This window comes from Cuniculiplasma thermophilum (assembly GCF_052315355.1).
GTDB lineage: Archaea > Thermoplasmatota > Thermoplasmata > Thermoplasmatales > Thermoplasmataceae > Cuniculiplasma.
In genome coordinates, this window is sequence record NZ_JBLSDF010000012.1 from 1 (window position 1) to 12,845 (window position 12,845).

Genomic DNA, 12,845 nt, shown 5'->3' on the forward strand with positions numbered 1-12,845 from the left:
AATTATTTAAGAAATTTCATGGGAAATAGTGATAAAAAGGGATAATTAAGAAAATAAACAGTCAAAAATAGATTGATCTTCAGCGGTAATCAGGAAGTTATGCAGAAAATTTACAGAATAAGGTAGAAAATAGAAAACCTCATAATATTATAACTTTTTGATTACTTATAAATATTTGTTTATATTATAATACTTATTGTAGTAAAAAGTAATCTATCAAATGTTATTTCCGTTTTATTAACCCTTTAAAATATACCATTTTAATTAATGCCTAATAAAAATATTGAGAAAACAAAACTTTCTTCTTATTGACATAGTGAGTCAGAAAACAAATGAAAAATAATTCAGAAAGGATTCTTCTTAAGAACAGTTATTCACATGGAGGTAGGCATAAACTACAGACATTTGAGAAATAACCTGAATAGACGATAAGAAGATTGAGTCTAATCCTATTAGACCACGAAAGCCTTTACTTTTTAAATAGTTAAATTGGAAAACCTCTTATAACCAATACAAATTACCTACCAAAGACTTTAATAAATTAAAACCTTTAACGGTTTGAATTAATAGTCGAAAAGGTGAAAAAATGGCAGCACAGAAACCACATATAAATTTGGTTACAATAGGTCACGTCGACCATGGAAAGTCTACGTTAGTAGGAAGATTGCTATATGAGCATGGTGAAATCCCACAGCATATCATAGATGATTATAGAAAACAGGCTGAGGAGAAAGGTAAAGCAACGTTCGAGTTTGCATGGGTTATGGATAGATACAAAGAAGAGAGAGAAAGAGGAGTTACAATTGATCTATCCCACAGAAAATTCGAGACTGACAAATATTACTTTACAATCATAGATGCTCCTGGTCACAGAGACTTTGTAAAAAATATGATAACTGGGACAAGCCAGGCAGATGCAGCCATGCTTGTAGTATCCGCAAGAGATGGAGAAGGCATTATGGCACAGACCAGAGAACATGCTTTCTTGGCAAAGACGCTTGGAGTTCAGCAGCTCATTGTACTCGTAAATAAGATGGATGCTACACAGCCCCCTTACAGTGAGAAGAGATTCAATGAGGTTAAAGAACAGGTCGAGAAATTCCTTCTTTCCGTTGGATACAAAAATTACCCAATCATACCAATTAGCGGGTACAAGGGAGATAACATAGTTAAAAAATCGGACAATATGCCTTGGTATAAGGGTACTACATTGCTAGAGGCCCTTGAAACACTGAAGGTCCCTGAAAAACCAACATCCAAACCACTCAGACTCCCAATTCAGGACGTATATTCAATTACGGGAATAGGAACAGTTCCAGTAGGAAGAGTTGAAACAGGAATCATAAGACCAGGAGATAAGGTCATATTCATGCCCGCAAACAAACAGGGAGAAGTAAAGAGTGTTGAAATGCATCATGAAAATATGGCCCAGGCAGAGCCAGGAGATAACATAGGATTCAACGTAAGGGGTATAGCTAAGAACGATGTCAAGAGAGGGGATGTATGTGGACCTTTGAATTCGCCTCCAACAGTTGCCAAATCCTTCACTGCTCAGATTGTGGTACTTAACCATCCAAGTGTCATTGCAGCTGGATACAAGCCAGTGTTTCACGTACACACAACACAGGTTGCATGCAGATTTGAGGAAATCGTAAAAACAATCAATCCGAAGGACGGGACAACCAAGGAAGAGAAGCCTCAATTTATCAAAACCGGTGATATTGCAGTAGTGAAAGTAGTTCCCGATAAACCCATGGTAATAGAGAAGGTTTCTGAATTCCCGCAGCTTGGTAGATTCGCGGTCAGAGATATGGGTCAAACCGTAGCTGCTGGACTATGTCAGGACGTAGAGTCAAAGTAAGGTGAACTAATATGGTTTCATACAGGGCTAGAATATCTCTAAGCGGAACTGATCATAAGGTAGTTGATGATGTCTGCAGAGAGATAAAAGGCATAGCTGAAAGAACAGGAGTTGAAATACATGGCCCTGTACCTCTACCAACTAAAAGACTAGTTGTCCCGGTCAGAAAATCTCCCGACGGAGAGGGGTCTCCCACATGGGATAGATGGGAAATGAGAGTACACAAAAGGTTGATTGATATTGACGGTGACGAGAGAACACTAAAACAAGTAATGAAAATATCAATACCTGACGGTGTACAGATAGAGATACAGATGAAAAATTAATTTTTATTTATAATTTAAGAGAGTGGATTTTATGGGTCGAAAGGAAGATAATATTGCAAAGGCCAGCTTGCTTGTAACTAAAACTGAAAGTATAAGGAACATAGGTATTGCTGCTCATATAGATCATGGAAAAACCACATTGAGCGATAACCTAATTGCTGGGGCTGGTATGATGAGTGAAGATCTGGCTGGAAAGCAATTGATGCTGGATTTTGATGAGCAGGAGCAGGCAAGGGGAATTACAATAAATGCCGCTAACGCTTCAATGGTGCATACTGTTGATGGAAAGGATTATTTAATTAACCTCATAGACACACCAGGTCACGTTGACTTCGGAGGAGATGTTACTAGGGCAATGAGGGCAGTGGATGGATGTATAATAGTTGTTGACTCTGTTGAAGGTGTTATGCCTCAGACAGAAACCGTGATAAGACAAGCATTAAAGGAGTTCGTTAAACCAGTTCTGTTTATAAATAAAGTAGATAGGTTGATCAATGAACTTAAACTTAATGGCGAAGAGATGCAGAAGAAGTTTATTAAAATTATAAATGACGTTAACAGATTATTAAGCAAATATGCACCAGAAAAATTCAGAAAGGAATGGCAACTTAATGTGGCAGACGGAAAAGTAGCTTTTGGGTCTGCTTATCACAATTGGGCAATATCTGTTCCAGCTATGAAGACGTACGGTGTCAATTTTAATGATATTGTCACCTATGTCAGGGGAGAAAAACAGAAGGAACTTGCCAAAAAAGCCCCCTTGCACAAAATCATTTTGAATATGGTAGTTCACCACTTACCTAATCCAAAAGAGGCCCAGGCCTACAGAATTCCGAATATATGGAAAGGTGATTTAGAGACACCTGTTGGAAAGGCAATGACTTCCTGCGATGGACAGGGCCCACTCTCGATGATGATAGTTAAGATCATAGTTGATCCTCACGCCGGTGAAATAGCAGTAGGTAGAGTTTTTAGTGGGACACTAACAAAGGGACAGGAACTTTACATTAACGGTGCCTCTGGAAAATTTAAAGTTCAAACCCTGGCGATGATGGTAGGTCCAGATAGAATTCAGGTTGATTCAATTGCGGCGGGAAATATAGCTGCAGTGATTGGTCTTAAGAGCGCAATCGCAGGATCCACTGTTTCTGCTTCATCTGACATGGAACCTTTTGAACCTATGACTCACTATACCGATCCAGTTGTAACTCTTGCAATTGAGGCTAAACATACGTCTGATCTTCCAAAACTTATTGAGGTTTTAAAGACGGTTTCAAAGGCTGACCCTTCAATACAGGTTAACATTAATCAAGAAACTGGAGAGCATCTGATATCTGGTATGGGGGAGTTACATCTTGAGGTTACCCTATACAGAATCAAGAATGATTACAAAATCGACGTAACAACTTCTGACCCTATTGTGGTCTACAGGGAAACGGTTGAAAAGGTTGGTGGACCTTTCGAGGGAAAATCGCCAAATAAGCATAACAGGTTCTACTTTAAGGTTGAACCATTGAATGAAGAGGTTGTTGATCTTATTAAAGAAGGAACCATACCCCAGGGTGAGAAGTTTAAGGATAAAAAGACAGTGATAGAACTCCTTCAGAAAGCCGGAATAGATAGGGATACAGCCAAGGGAATTATAAGTGTAACCGGTGAAAATATTTTCTTCGACGTAACCAAGGGAATACAGTATCTGGACGAGACGATGGAACTTCTTATTGAATCCTTTAAGGAGGTGATCTCAAAGGGGCCTTTGGCCAATGAGGGCGTAACTCATGTAAAAGCGCTTCTTGTAGATGCAAAACTCCATGAAGATAGCATACATAGAGGTCCTGCGCAGGTAATACCAGCTGGAAGAAACTCTCTTTATGGTGCAATGTGCCAGGGAAAAAGAATTTTGATGGAACCGGTCCAGAAAGTTTTTATAAATGTTCCACAGGAAATTATGGGATCGGTTACTAATGAAATTCAACAGAGAAGAGGAGTTGTAGAAGAGATGAATCTTGAGGGTGACGATATGGTCATCGTCGCAAAAGTCCCGGTCTCTGGAATGTTTGGCTTTGCATCCGCTATAAGAAGCGCTACGGGAGGAAAGGTTCTCTGGAGTTCAGAAAACTCAGGATATCAGAGAGTTCCGCCAGAATTACAGAAGGATGTTGTGGCCAAAATCAGGACAAGAAAGGGACTTAAGCCTGAGCCCTATGATGAGGCTTACTACTCATCACTATAATTTTTTATTTTTAAAAGTATTGTCCATAAATGCCCTTATACGATGTTTTTTGTTCCAAATGCCATTCTTCTCGAGAACATAGTGAATTTTCTTGTAACTCCTGTGGTTCTCCTTTCATAATCGAATTAAAAAGCGAATTTAGTGATAGGATTGATGATAATTTTCCATATATTTCCAAGAGAATTCTTAATATTAGTATGGAAACAGAGAGTCTTTTTGTTGACGGCATAAATTTAAAAGAGCTTTTTCATACTCCAACCCTTTCTTACAAGGATATTGGTATGAATAATCTCTTTTCCTTTATAAAGGAAAATAATATAATAAAGAAAGGTGAACCGGTTTCTGAAGATTCCTCCGGAAATGCAGGTGCCTCCTTTGCCTTTTTTTGCAAAGTCGCAGGTTACTCCGCCCATGTATTTGTATCAAAGAATGCGAATCACGTAAAGAAGTCTCAAATTGCTCAATATGGTGCCAAAATTCACATGATAGAGGGAACTAGAGAGGATGTGGAGGAAAAGGCAAAGAATTCAGAATTTACATATTTAGGTCATCAATACTGGCCTGAATTCTATGATGGTTTCAGAACCATTTCCTACGACATTTTCCAGAATTACAAGGAAATGCCTGAAAAGATATACATCCCTTTTTCAACCGGTACCCTTTATCTTGGTGTATACGAAGGATTTCGTCATCTTGCAGATTCAGGGAAGATTGAAAAGGTCCCTGAATTAGTTGCAGTTCAGCCCAAAAATGCCTGCGGAATGTATAATTTAATTAAAGAAACAAACTATGAAAGGAAGCCATCCGTGGCAGATGCCCTCACAGGAATTGTTCCCTTAAGGTCTGAAGTTTTAAAAAGAGTAATTTCGAATTACGGAAATATAAGACTCATTGAAGAAGATGACATTATCCGGGCAAGAGAATATCTTTTAATGAAAGGTATTGATGTTGAATTCAGCTCGGCCATATCATTTTCAGCAGCTTCACAATATGATGGAGATTGTACTAAAATGGCCCTAATGACTGGCCATGGAATAAAAAATATGAAAGTGATAAATTAGGCTTCAGACTTGTGCACTACTTTTTCACCATTTAAGGTCAAGGAATATGTTAAGTGTGTGCCTCCCCTCTTAGCCAATATGGAAACACTGCAGTATTTTTCAAGTGACAGATTTATGGCACGTTTTGCATTTTCCTCTGAAATATCCCCATCAATGATATAATGGATATTCGCTTCCTTAAGTGTTTTTGGTTCAAGTTCCTCCCTTTCTGCTTCTACTTCTACCTTGTATGATTTAATATTTTTTCTCATTCTTGAAAGAATCAAAACCACATCGGCAGATGAACATCCACCCATTGCATATACAAGAAGCTCTGTTGGTGATATGCGAGTGGTTTTTTCAAGAAGCGGATCCTTCATTATTAGGGTATCCTTGCCCTTGTCGTCGCTTACAAATCCATTACCTGGTTCATAATGAAAAGAGACCTTCATTCTCCTTCTCCTCTGTCAACCCTCTTTAACATATTTCCAAGAACCTTTAGAGCATTTAATACCGCAGTCAGACCTGAAGCAATTTCAGGATCCTTTAGAACTCCCATAAGTCTGAGGAGTGAAAAATTCTCAGGTTTCTTGGCTCCTTCTACCATAGAGGCCCAAAGCTCATCACTGTTGTATAGAATTGTTGAAAGGCTTTCCTGTGAAGTTTTGTTTGACAGGGATGCCATCAGTGCCACAATTAAGTTTATCAGATTTATTCCACCCTTATGGAATTCAGGCTGATCTGCCGTCTGAACTATTGTTACGGGATTTCCCGGTATAAACTCCTCAGCAAGTTTTTGTATACTTTCCAAATCTCCGGAATTTTTTAAAACCTTAATCAGGTTTAAGAGAGCAAGTACAGTTTTATCGTCGTCCATTAGCTCCCTTATTGCCATTTCCACCTGTTCATTTTCATTATTTTCATTATTTTCTACCATTTCATCACCTCAGATAAATCCCATAGCATAAGTGCCAAAGAATGATTCCTGTGAGTATAAACCTACAAGATAATCTGTCCTACTGGCTCTTCCCTCTATAACCTTGCCTTCCATGTCTACAAGCAAATCGGATGCTGATTCCCTGCCCTTTATCAAGACTATGTCATATTTATAGGAGTAAACATCTGGCTCAGGATATCCTGAGACCTCATGAGCTATTCTTGCAGATATGAAGTCGGCCTGTGTGCGATTTAATTTCCAGTAATTTGTGAAGTTCTTACCTGCAAAGCCCATTACATAAATATTTTCAAAACCCTTTAGTGTTAGGTCTTTGATGTTAACTTCTATATTACCACTGTCTGCCTTTGGAAATGAAGATTTATCAATGTATGGGTAATATGAAGAAGGTGAGAAAATTACCGGGATATCGTATTTAATGGTTTTACCATCTCTAGATTGAAGTTCCTTATTTTTTACATTAATTGCTGAAAGATCAAAGTTTTTAACCATATTTATACCCAGTGATTTCAATGTGTTTTCGATTATGCTATCCATCTCGTTCATACCGGTAGGAGAATCTCCTCCAAAAGCGCATGTGATCTTTATATCTTTGCCTAGCTCCTTTGAATCAAAGTATGTGAACATGTTAACAGCGAGATTAACAGAATTTAGAGGGCTATATTTAGAAGTGGCATCGTGATATATCACAATCTCTCCCTTTTTGAAATTGGCAAGATCCTCTTTCAATTGAAGTGAGCCTTGAATTGTCTCAATGCTTCTTGCATCTTCATTGTAGCCAACTATTTTAGATGTATCGGGAAATGCGTAATCAGCCAATATCAGGTAGTCGTATCTTATGAGCCTACCATTTTTAGTGTTAATATTATTGTCCTTTAAATTTATGGTCACAGGTTCGTCGCTGATGAATTGAACACTCATCCTTAAGACAGATTCCATACTCCTTATGGACGAACTTTGATCTATTAATGAAACCGGGATGAAAGGATTAGAATCTATAAATTCAACTCTTTTGTTTTTTCCAAGGATAATTACTTCCACGTCCCCTTTCTTAGCCCTTTGTACAATCTTGTTTGCAACCATTACAGCTGCCTCATTATCTCCCAATACAACTATCCTGTCAGCAATTTTCAATTAAACACCTCTTTTTTTATCTGGAAATACTTACGGAAATTATTTCTTTGTATTATAATTTTTACAAAAATCATGTGCATTGGCACTTATCCATAATGGCTAACATTTGGTTTTTTGGAAAGTTAAAAATATACTCCATCTGAATTGAGTGCCAATATTAATTATGAATGATTTCCATTCGATGAACAATGATATACGGTCTTAAACTTCATGGAAACGTCGATGAAAAGTTGCAAAATTATCTGATAAGTAAATTGGATTTTTGTGAAAAGAATGAAAAAATTAAGGCAGTACTTATAGATGTAAATTCAGGAGGAGGCAGTGCATCTGCATCGGAAATGATATATAATCGTGTAGAGCAGATATCAGGAAAGAAACCAATATTTAGTATGGTAACTGGAATGGCGGCTTCAGGAGCTTATATGATAATTTGCCCCTCCAAGAAAATTTTTTCAATAAAAACTGGGATTATAGGCTCTATAGGTGTTTATTCAATAATGCCAGATTTTAGCGAGCTTCTCAATAAGTTAGGGATAAAAATAAGGCAGGAGAGACTAGGAATTCATAAGAATGCATACAATCCCTTTGAAGCACCTGATGAAGAAGCAAGCCACGAACAAAAGAAGATAATTGAGGGGATATACAATATATTTCTACAAGCAGTTAAAAAAAATAGGAAATTGAACGAAGAACAGATTTCATCTATAAGTAAGAGTGATGTTTATCTGTCTGAGACAGCAAAGGAGATGGGCCTAATAGATGTGGTGTGCAGCTATGAAGATGCAATTAATCAGATTATGAAAGAAACTGGAGAGGTAAAGAAACCGTATTTTGAGGATCCAAAAATACCTCTTATCTACAGAATCATAGGAAAATTCATATAAATCCTTTCCAGGAAAATACAGGAAGGTATAAAAGGACTATTTAAATCCCTTTAAATCGTAAACGGCATGCTAATTTTTAATAAATGGTTTTCAATTACCATATGATGGATAGCAAGATCAATATTGTGGACAAACAAAAAGATTCAATTACATTTGAAATAATGAATTACGACAATACCCTACTCAGACCTCTTGTAGAGGAGATACAAAAGGATGAACAGGTCACTGAGTCAAGATACTTTATTAAACACCCTGTGATAGATAATCCAAGGGTTTATGTCAGGGTTAAGTCAGGAAAACCTCAAGCTGCAGTTAAAAGGTCTATAAAGAGACTTAGCAAGGTTTTCGAAACTCTGTCCAGTGAACTGAATAAAGAACTTAAAAAAATAGATGAAGATAACGTGATGGAAGCAAAGCAAAACTAAGAGCAAAAGATAGTTTTGGTTGAAAAATTTTTAGTTGAACAGTATGGTGGAATTTCTCAATTCTCCTTGGAGGATATAAATTCCACAATAAATTTGAGTGGCAGGGGTTATTATCAGGGCATAGGGGATGATCTCTTTTTAGTGGAAACAGATGAAGAGACTATTAAGAATCTGGCCTTTTTAAAGAGATATTCCTATCATATAGGAACTGTGGAAAACTTGGCGGAGATCAGGAATCTATCTATTCCTGATGGAAAATTTTATGTCAGAGTCATAGATAAAAAGGATGGCCATGGAACTGCATATGAAAGAATTGCGGGTGAATATCTAAATGGAAAAGGACGTATCTCATTCGAAAACCCAGATTTTATCATACATATTTACCACTTTGATTTGTGGTATATAGGCGTACATAAATCACAAATGAAACCAAATAATCCAAATGAAAGAAGGGCACCCATGAGACCATATTTTACCCCAGTTTCCATGGACCCTAAATATGCATCATTTCTTGTTAATATGGGATATTTTCCTAAAGGAGCAAAACTTCTTGATCCATTTTGCGGAAGCTCTGGAATATTGATTGAGGCTGCATTGAAGGGTTATGCCATAACTGGATTCGACATTGTTAATGAGATGGTAGTTGGATCCAGGGTAAATTTAAGGTTCTTTGGGATAAAAGATTTTGATATAAGAAGACAGGATTTTATAAATTATGAACCCACTGAAAAATTTGACGGAATAATCACTGATTTTCCCTATGGTAGGAGTTCTAAAGTTACTAAGGAAAGAAAAACCCTCTATGAGTTAGGGGCATTAAAAATGGCCCAGGTACTCGGATCAGGTTCAAGAGCCTGCATCGTCACAGATGATGAACAAAATACTGAGTACTTTAAAGAATACTTTAAAGTTGATAAGATTTTAAAACAAAGGATTCACAGATCACTTACCAGGCATTTCGTCAGGCTGATTAGAAAATGAAAATGTGAGTCGAATGCCCCGAAATACTTGGAAGAATCTGGAATACATTATAATAAATTTAGATCGCACGAATAAAAATGTTATTTTTGATTAAAAATCAAAGAAACGTTCAATTATATTTATTACAGTCTCTTGATCCAGTCCGTGATCAAGAGCTACTTTCTCAGGATTCAGTGTTTCAATGTATTCTAACAGAATATCCCTTACAATGTTATCCGGTGTTTGATTAATTACGCTTTTTTTCAGCGCACTCACGATTGAATTTTTCTCTTCGATCAGCTTTCTCCTTGTTTCCATCAAACTTTCCATCTTTTGTTCGATCTCCATGAGTGCTTTTAAGGAATCTGTGTCTTTTTCAGTATTATTTTGTATTCCGTTTAATTCATACTTTTTGATATCTATGAAGGACGGAGTATAGTCTATTATTACGCTTGAAAAACCTGTGGGAACGTAAATTTTTCTCGGAGGACCAAAGCTGTTCTGGTTTTGCTCAGAAAGGAATATCAAATTGGCCTTCTGTAATACTTCAAGTTGTTTGTTTATTGCCTGCTGAGATACGCCCAAGCTCTTACTTATTTCCAGAGCATATGAAGATTCAAGGAGAAGCCTCCTGAGGATAGCCCTCCTTGTGCTGTTTTCCAGAACCCCCAGGATATCATCTATGTCGGTCATTTTATTCTATCTTCACAGATTTTCCGCTTTCTTTCTTGCCCCTTGACAGGTCAACAGTCAAATCAAGTATACCATTGGAGAATTTAGCCTTGGCGGTTTCTGGCTTTATTGCCTCTCTCATATCTATGCTCTTGTAGTATTTTCTCTGAGAGTTTTGTACACTGATAGTAATATTCTCTTCTGAAACTTTGAGATCTATGTCCTCTTTGGAAACGCCTGGTAGCTCAAATGTAACGTAAACGTGCTGATCGTCGTAATTGATATCGGTCAATGGTTCCCTTGCTACTGTGTCCTGCTGAGATCCAATTGCTGGTCTAGTAGGCACATTTCCGAATTCTTGGAAATTAGGCTTCCCATCAGGGCCTATCTTATAAGTGAAACCATATATGAAAGGCCCATATTGACCGACCTGATTTGTTTCACTCTCTTTGAGCATTCTTTCCATTATCTTTCTAAACCTCTCGTTAATCCTCTCAAAGTCAAACCCAAAGTCATCAAACATTGAGTCAAATATGTCATCATCCCAGTCATCATCTCTCTTTCTTCTTATTACCATTTCATTCACCTCTTGTCAACTATTTGTTGACAACTACATATTACTTATAGGTATAAAAATCTTTCTCCATAAGAGACTTCAATACCCCAAGCAGTTCAGTAAATTAGAGAAACGGATTTAACCGAAAAATATTGGGTTAATACCCACAAATTTTTTAAGATAAGAGATCAAAAATGTAACTTTAAAATCATATTATTCTAGGGACAATTATCTCCAGCATCAGCATAAAAAATACCATAAACGAAACCAGAGAAAGTACCTTAGCTATGTTTTCCTCTTTGCTGAAATATGAAAGCCTCCTATGTCTTCCTGCTATGATCAGAGTATCCCTGAAGAATTGAGCTCCATCAAAAATGGCCAAGGGTAAGGCATTAGTAATGGCTAGAAGTATGTTTACCCAGTAAAACCAATATGCCATATTAACAATCGGCCAAAAGATTGCGCCCCCAAGTGGAACTGTAAATAGAGCGGTAAAAGAAGCAGGAATCGGACTTAATCCCTCCAAAGGAAGAGCAATTGTCTGTATTATACCTGTAAATCCCCCTGTGAAGGCGGTGCTTCCGAATACGATTGACTTGAGGTATGATATTGGAATCAACCCTAAACCTGCGTAAGTGGTTGTGACACCTATGAAACTCTCATTTTTCTGTGTTGAATTGGCAAGACTTGGATAGTACGTCCTGTAAAAACTATATGTTGAAACTGTTTTGAAGTGATAGACATTGGTTACACCCGTAAAATGGCCGTTGGAATAGTTGAAACTCTCTGTTACCATTGATATATTTGTTCCTGGTTTTATTGCATTCAGAACATCGTTTATAATAAGCTCGTTGTAAGCAGTCTTGTTGTCAATTGAAATTATAAAACTTCCTGCGTTAACTCCAGCCTTCTGGGCAGGATAACCATTTATGAGAGAATCAATTTCAACTCCAGCTGGTGCCATATAATCGTGAAATTCCTTGCCATTGTATACGGTCATCTTATACTCCATCCCTGGTTCAAGATAAGATGAAATAGTAAGATTATTAACTGCATTCCCAGTTACGTTTCCAAATGAGATCAGCTCCTGACCACTTATATTGAGATTCTTCATTGTTGAATTTCCTACGATTTCATCGATGTATGATCCTGGCATTGCTTGAACTGCTGCATGTGATAGGACTAGAGAGGTTATCAGGAATGCAAACACCGCGATAACCAAGTTCACAGCAATTCCAGCTGCAACTATTCTTCTTCTCACCACAGGGTCCGCATCCGTGATCTCCTTTTCGTCCGGCTCAACAAAGGCTCCGATTGGTACAATAAAAAACATTACTCCAACAGAATTCACCTTGATTCCATGTTTCCTTGCAACAATTCCGTGAAACATTTCGTGAATTACAATTGAAAATGCAAATGCAACCAGACCATAAGTGATTGGTATGTCAGGATTTATTCCTGGGAGGGCCAGATATTCATTAAGTGGCACAACGGCTCTTACTGTGAAGGAAAGAGCGGTTCCATATATCAGCAACGCGAGTCCTGAAATTAACAGGAAATAAACAAGAACAATTGAGAAACGGGAGAATAATTTTGACTGAGAAAGACTGGAAATTCTATCCAAAATACGTCTATTTTTTGTTACTTTAACGAGTAGTATAATGCCTCCTAGGGTCTGGAAGTGTTTGCTTGATTTGATATATGGACGAGCCAGAATCATGCCAATTATCCATAAAATTATGACCAAAATTGCAATTTCGATATACGACATCCTTCATCCATTCCATTAATGGCATGGG

Annotated in this window: 13 protein-coding genes; 7 read left to right on the forward strand and 6 right to left on the reverse strand. The window is 37.4% G+C overall.

Annotated elements, in window-relative coordinates:
* Positions 1 to 586: 586 nt before the first annotated feature.
* Genes tuf through ACNF42_RS03040 form a run of 4 tightly spaced genes read left to right on the forward strand, consistent with a single transcriptional unit; the run spans position 587 to position 5,481 of the window.
* Positions 587 to 1,861 carry a translation elongation factor EF-1 subunit alpha gene (gene tuf / locus ACNF42_RS03025; protein ID WP_443338837.1) on the forward strand — a complete coding sequence of 425 codons (1,275 nt, stop codon included), beginning with the start codon at positions 587 to 589 and terminating at the stop codon, positions 1,859 to 1,861.
* Positions 1,862 to 1,872: 11 nt separating this feature from the next.
* On the forward strand, positions 1,873 to 2,187 hold the full coding sequence (gene rpsJ / locus ACNF42_RS03030) for a 30S ribosomal protein S10 (protein WP_443338839.1): 315 nt from the start codon (positions 1,873 to 1,875) through the stop codon (positions 2,185 to 2,187).
* A 31-nt stretch (positions 2,188 to 2,218) separates the two neighbouring features.
* Entirely contained in the window at positions 2,219 to 4,420 is a 2,202-nt protein-coding gene (locus ACNF42_RS03035) for an elongation factor EF-2 (protein ID WP_443338841.1), read from the forward strand.
* A gap of 29 nt (positions 4,421 to 4,449) precedes the next feature.
* Entirely contained in the window at positions 4,450 to 5,481 is a 1,032-nt protein-coding gene (locus ACNF42_RS03040; protein WP_443338843.1) for a pyridoxal-phosphate dependent enzyme, read from the forward strand.
* Here the strand turns inward: ACNF42_RS03040 and ACNF42_RS03045 are convergent.
* Genes ACNF42_RS03045 through ACNF42_RS03055 form a run of 3 tightly spaced genes read right to left on the reverse strand, consistent with a single transcriptional unit; the run spans position 5,478 to position 7,549 of the window.
* A complete protein-coding gene (locus ACNF42_RS03045; protein ID WP_443338845.1) occupies positions 5,478 to 5,912 on the reverse strand; it encodes an OsmC family protein in 435 nt (144 codons plus the stop codon). The two genes, ACNF42_RS03040 and ACNF42_RS03045, sit on opposite strands and share 4 nt — an antisense overlap.
* Entirely contained in the window at positions 5,909 to 6,397 is a 489-nt protein-coding gene (locus ACNF42_RS03050; RefSeq protein ID WP_443338848.1) for a DUF1641 domain-containing protein, read from the reverse strand. The genes ACNF42_RS03045 and ACNF42_RS03050 overlap by 4 nt, the downstream gene beginning before the upstream one ends.
* Before the next feature lie 9 nt (positions 6,398 to 6,406).
* Positions 6,407 to 7,549, reverse strand: coding sequence for an NAD(P)/FAD-dependent oxidoreductase (locus ACNF42_RS03055; protein WP_443338851.1), 1,143 nt, complete (start codon positions 7,547 to 7,549; stop codon positions 6,407 to 6,409).
* 188 nt (positions 7,550 to 7,737) lie between these two features.
* Here ACNF42_RS03055 and ACNF42_RS03060 point away from each other — a divergent pair, with 188 nt between their 5' ends.
* The 3 genes from ACNF42_RS03060 to ACNF42_RS03070 all read left to right on the forward strand — a co-directional run bounded on the left by ACNF42_RS03060 (position 7,738) and on the right by ACNF42_RS03070 (position 9,839).
* Complete coding sequence (locus ACNF42_RS03060; RefSeq protein ID WP_443338854.1) at positions 7,738 to 8,433, forward strand: S49 family peptidase; 696 nt, start codon at positions 7,738 to 7,740, stop codon at positions 8,431 to 8,433.
* Positions 8,434 to 8,537: 104 nt separating this feature from the next.
* Positions 8,538 to 8,858, forward strand: a complete 321-nt coding sequence (locus tag ACNF42_RS03065; RefSeq protein ID WP_443338856.1) for a DNA-directed RNA polymerase subunit L — start codon at positions 8,538 to 8,540, stop codon at positions 8,856 to 8,858.
* A gap of 15 nt (positions 8,859 to 8,873) precedes the next feature.
* Positions 8,874 to 9,839, forward strand: coding sequence for a methyltransferase domain-containing protein (locus ACNF42_RS03070; protein WP_443338858.1), 966 nt, complete (start codon positions 8,874 to 8,876; stop codon positions 9,837 to 9,839).
* A gap of 90 nt (positions 9,840 to 9,929) precedes the next feature.
* Here the strand turns inward: ACNF42_RS03070 and ACNF42_RS03075 are convergent, their stop codons facing one another.
* The 3 genes from ACNF42_RS03075 to ACNF42_RS03085 all read right to left on the reverse strand — a co-directional run bounded on the left by ACNF42_RS03075 (position 9,930) and on the right by ACNF42_RS03085 (position 12,817).
* Positions 9,930 to 10,511 carry an ArsR/SmtB family transcription factor gene (locus ACNF42_RS03075; protein WP_443338860.1) on the reverse strand — a complete coding sequence of 194 codons (582 nt, stop codon included), beginning with the start codon at positions 10,509 to 10,511 and terminating at the stop codon, positions 9,930 to 9,932.
* A 1-nt stretch (position 10,512) separates the two neighbouring features.
* The gene (hsp20, locus tag ACNF42_RS03080) at positions 10,513 to 11,067 is read right to left on the reverse strand and encodes an archaeal heat shock protein Hsp20 (RefSeq protein ID WP_443338862.1); all 555 of its coding nucleotides are present in this window, start codon (positions 11,065 to 11,067) and stop codon (positions 10,513 to 10,515) included.
* Between the two features lie 187 nt (positions 11,068 to 11,254).
* The gene (locus tag ACNF42_RS03085) at positions 11,255 to 12,817 is read right to left on the reverse strand and encodes a site-2 protease family protein (RefSeq protein ID WP_443338864.1); all 1,563 of its coding nucleotides are present in this window, start codon (positions 12,815 to 12,817) and stop codon (positions 11,255 to 11,257) included.
* Positions 12,818 to 12,845 lie beyond the last annotated feature (28 nt).

Bases quoted from the DNA above. Each gene is read 5' to 3' on its own strand.
- ACNF42_RS03060 (WP_443338854.1), top strand. From the start codon at position 7,738: ATGATATACGGTCTTAAACTTCATGGAAACGTCGATGAAAAGTTGCAA.
- ACNF42_RS03065 (WP_443338856.1), top strand. From the start codon at position 8,538: ATGGATAGCAAGATCAATATTGTGGACAAACAAAAAGATTCAATTACA.
- ACNF42_RS03050 (WP_443338848.1), bottom strand. From the start codon at position 6,397: ATGGTAGAAAATAATGAAAATAATGAAAATGAACAGGTGGAAATGGCA.
- ACNF42_RS03040 (WP_443338843.1), top strand. From the start codon at position 4,450: ATGCCCTTATACGATGTTTTTTGTTCCAAATGCCATTCTTCTCGAGAA.
- rpsJ (WP_443338839.1), top strand. From the start codon at position 1,873: ATGGTTTCATACAGGGCTAGAATATCTCTAAGCGGAACTGATCATAAG.
- tuf (WP_443338837.1), top strand. From the start codon at position 587: ATGGCAGCACAGAAACCACATATAAATTTGGTTACAATAGGTCACGTC.
- ACNF42_RS03085 (WP_443338864.1), bottom strand. From the start codon at position 12,817: ATGTCGTATATCGAAATTGCAATTTTGGTCATAATTTTATGGATAATT.
- ACNF42_RS03075 (WP_443338860.1), bottom strand. From the start codon at position 10,511: ATGACCGACATAGATGATATCCTGGGGGTTCTGGAAAACAGCACAAGG.
- ACNF42_RS03035 (WP_443338841.1), top strand. From the start codon at position 2,219: ATGGGTCGAAAGGAAGATAATATTGCAAAGGCCAGCTTGCTTGTAACT.
- ACNF42_RS03045 (WP_443338845.1), bottom strand. From the start codon at position 5,912: ATGAAGGTCTCTTTTCATTATGAACCAGGTAATGGATTTGTAAGCGAC.
- hsp20 (WP_443338862.1), bottom strand. From the start codon at position 11,067: ATGGTAATAAGAAGAAAGAGAGATGATGACTGGGATGATGACATATTT.